1 pseudogene is annotated in these 483 nt (G+C 58.2%); it reads right to left on the bottom strand.

The features are described 5' to 3' along the window. Window positions 1-70 precede the first annotated feature (70 nt). A pseudogene (locus tag ACTHTU_RS11245) lies at window positions 71-483 on the bottom strand (hypothetical protein); the annotation flags it as partial.

Below are 483 nucleotides of genomic sequence, written 5' to 3' on the forward strand. Positions count from 1 at the left end.
TCCATTGGACGCACCATGGCTCGGCAGGCCGGCATACTGACGGCTGGTGGAAACACGATGGCCGCCTTTATCAGTAAAAACGGTTTTCCTGTTTTTTCAGGCGGCCCGAGGCACGGCTTTCGGCTTGGAGGGTGGTGGAGGTTGGCGTGGAGTGTTGGCGGGTTAGGTGGGTGGGGGGTGTTGTTTTGTTTGTTGGGGTGTGTGGTGGGTTGGGGGGTGGGTGGGCGGGGGGCTTTGTTTGTGGGTGTTGGCTGTTTGGGGTGGTAAGGGGTGGGCTGAATGTTGCGGGCGCGGTTGGGTGTTGTTTTTGGTTGGTGGCTTTGTGTGGGGGGGTGTGTGGTGTGTGGTGGGTTTGTTTTTTGGGGGGGTTGAGGGTTTTGTTTGTATTTGTGTGGCTGATTTGGTTGTTGCCGTTTTTGGGGGGCGTGTTGCTGCGTTGGGGGGCGTAGGGTGCGTGGTGGCTGTTTCGGTCGGTATGTTTGC

Origin of the sequence: Neisseria sp. P0020.S005 (genome assembly GCF_051957055.1) — a bacterium.
In the GTDB taxonomy this organism is placed as follows: Bacteria; Pseudomonadota; Gammaproteobacteria; order Burkholderiales; family Neisseriaceae; genus Neisseria; species Neisseria subflava_A.